Origin of the sequence: Corallococcus sp. CA053C, assembly GCF_003611675.1 — a bacterium.
Lineage (GTDB): Bacteria > Myxococcota > Myxococcia > Myxococcales > Myxococcaceae > Corallococcus.
Map to the genome: position 1 here is coordinate 1 of NZ_RAWA01000684.1, position 2,599 is coordinate 2,599.

The 2,599-nt window shown below is 72.1% G+C and carries 3 protein-coding genes; all 3 read right to left on the reverse strand.

Features of this window, described 5'->3' with window-relative positions; translation table 11 throughout:
• Window positions 1-311, reverse strand: a 311-nt coding sequence (locus D7V97_RS42085) for a LytTR family DNA-binding domain-containing protein (RefSeq protein ID WP_120616145.1), incomplete at its 3' end; no start/stop codon positions are given.
• Entirely contained in the window at window positions 308-1,447 is a 1,140-nt protein-coding gene (locus tag D7V97_RS42090) for a sensor histidine kinase (RefSeq protein ID WP_233583588.1), read from the reverse strand. The genes D7V97_RS42085 and D7V97_RS42090, both read right to left, overlap by 4 nt.
• Window positions 1,444-2,556, reverse strand: coding sequence for an acyltransferase (locus D7V97_RS42095; RefSeq protein WP_233583589.1), 1,113 nt, complete (start codon window positions 2,554-2,556; stop codon window positions 1,444-1,446). Before D7V97_RS42095 ends, D7V97_RS42090 begins: the two co-directional genes overlap by 4 nt.
• Window positions 2,557-2,599 lie beyond the last annotated feature (43 nt).

Sequence of the window (2,599 nt, forward strand, 5' to 3'; positions counted from 1 at the left end):
GGCTTGAGCAGGTAGTCCGCCGCGTGGGCCTCGAAGGCCTGGAGCGCGAAGCGTTCGTAGGCGGTGGAGAAGATGACCGCCGGGCACGCCTCCGGCCCCAGCGCCTCCAGCACCTCGAAGCCGGTGAGGCCGGGCATCTGCACGTCGAGCACCACCAGGTCCGGCCGCAGCGCCTCGATGCGCGCGAGCGCCTCCGTGCCGTCCGTGGCCTCGCCCACCGCGGTGAAGCGCGCGTCGGCCGTCAGCAGGCGCCGCACCTTCGCCCTCGCGGGCGCCTCGTCGTCCACCACCAACACGCGGAACACCCTCATGACGAAGCCTCCCGGGGCAGCCACACCGTCACCCGGGCGCCGCCCTCCGGCCCCGCGCCGCGCACCAGGTCCGCCCGGTCGCCATGCAGCAGCGCCAGCACCCGCCCCAGCTGCGCGAGCCCCACGCCCGGCCCCGCGGCAGGGGACGCGGCGCCAAAGCCGCGCCCGGTGTCCTCCACCTCCAGCATCCAGCGCGGGCCCTGGGCACGGCCGCGGATGCGCACCTCCAGCGGCGCGCGCAGGTCCTGGTTGTGCTTCACCGCGTTCTCCACCAGCGTCTGCAGCGCGAAGCACGGCACGCGCTGCGCCTCCAGCCCCGCCTCTGCTCCAGCTTCGATATCCCAGCGCACGGTCAGCCGGTCCCCGAAGCGGGCCGTCAGCAGCGCGATGAAGCGCTCGGTGTGCAGCCGCTCCTCGCCCAACGTCCAGGTGGGCTCCGTGCGCTCCAGGCTGGCCCGCAGCAGCTGCCCCAGGTCACTCAGGAGCCGGTCCGTGCGCGGCAGGTCCTCGTACATCACGGAGCTGATGGTGTTCAGCGCGTTGAAGAGGAAGTGCGGGTGCAACTGGCCGGTGAGCGACTGGAGCTGCGCGGCCCGGAGTTCGCCCTCCAGCGACGCCGCGCGCAGGGCCCGCTCCTGACGCTCCCGCCACGCGGCCTGCAGCGAGATGACGGCGAAGATGAGCGCGTAGCTGATGAGGTCCTTCTGGGCCTCCATCGGGAGCTGGTAGGTGGGCTCCCCGAAGTCGTACGCCCCCAGCCCCAGGAGCGCGTAGGCCCCGTGCCGGAGCGCCGTCATCACCGCGACGTGCACCGTGGTGAATAGCGCATAGGCGCCCAGGTGGATGCCCAGGAAGCGGCCCCAGCCCACGCGGGGGCCCGGCGCGTTGAGGACCGCCGTGATCATCAGCGGAAGCAGCAGCGCGACGGCCAGCGCGCTCGTCACCTCCCAGATGAACGGGGGGGCCCAAGGGCCCGGATCGCGCCTGGAGAGCTGCGACAGCCGCACCGCGCTGCCCTGCCATACCCCCAGGGCCACGCAAAACCCGAGCACCTTCAGCGCCCGACGGGCGCTCAAGCGCGGCCAGCGCCAGCGAAGGGACATGGGCTCGGGGCCGGGGCCGGACAAGGCGCTCACCCCACCGTCCCGGGGGCCAGGGTGGCGGCCCGCTGGGAGGTCCGCGTCTTCAGGCCGAAGAAGGGCCGCAGCCACGACACGCGCGAGACGCCCTCGCTCAGGGCCCACGTGACGGCGAAGGACACGGCGAGCACCGCGCCGAAAAGCGCCCACGGGCCCACGGGAAGGTGCAGCAGGACGAGGCCCACGACGAGGATGACCGTCTGGTGGAAGATGTAGAACGGGTACGACAGCGCCTGCGCCCGCTGGAGCCACGGCGACGAGGCGCGCACGTGCTGACGCGCGTAACCCAGCACCGCCAGCAGCGTGCTCCAGAGGAAGACGCTCCCCACCGCCATCTCCGCCACGGGCGGGAGCGACTCCACGGCGATCGCCGCCACCAGCACCGCCGCGGCGAAGGCCGCCATCCCGCGCCGCAGCGCCACCAGCCGCGTCCAGACCCCGGGGCAGCGGCCCATCAGGTGGCCGTAGAAGAACAACAGGCCGTAGTGCAGGAAGGTGCGCGGATCATCGCGGAGGGCGTGCGTCTCCGGAAAGTCGCGCAGCAGTATCCTGTTGAGCAGGAGTGGCACGACGAGCCACGCCACGTTCCACCCGCTCGACAGCCACGCGTCCGCGCGCGCGAGGAACCGTTCGCCCCGCGCAGTGCGCAGCGCCGCGAAGAGGGGCAGGGCGAGGAGGCAGTAGACGAACAGGTAGGCCACGAACCACAGATGGTGCCAGCTGAAGCTGCCGGCAGGGTAGGGCACGAAGTTGAACACCGTCGGGTAGAACGCGGCGTAGCTGCCCTGGAACTGACCCCGGAACACCCGCTCCACGTAGATCTGCGGCGGCACCACCACGAACATGCCGAACACCAGCGGCAGGAACAGCCGCAGCGTCCGGTCCTTCGCGAAGGCGCCCAGCGTGCGCCGGCGCAGCGCGAACGCGGTGCCCGCGCCGGAGATGAGCATCAGGAGCGGCATCCGCACCAGGTGCAGCACCCCCATGGTGGGCTCCAGCACCGGCAGCGCGACGGGGCTCTTCAGGTGCCAGTCCCAGGTGTTGAACATCATCCCCGTGTGGAACAGGTGCAGCAGCACGATGGCCATCACCCGGAGCCAGTCCAGGTCGGGGTGGTGCGCTTCAGCGGCGGAAGGGGTGGGCGTGTGC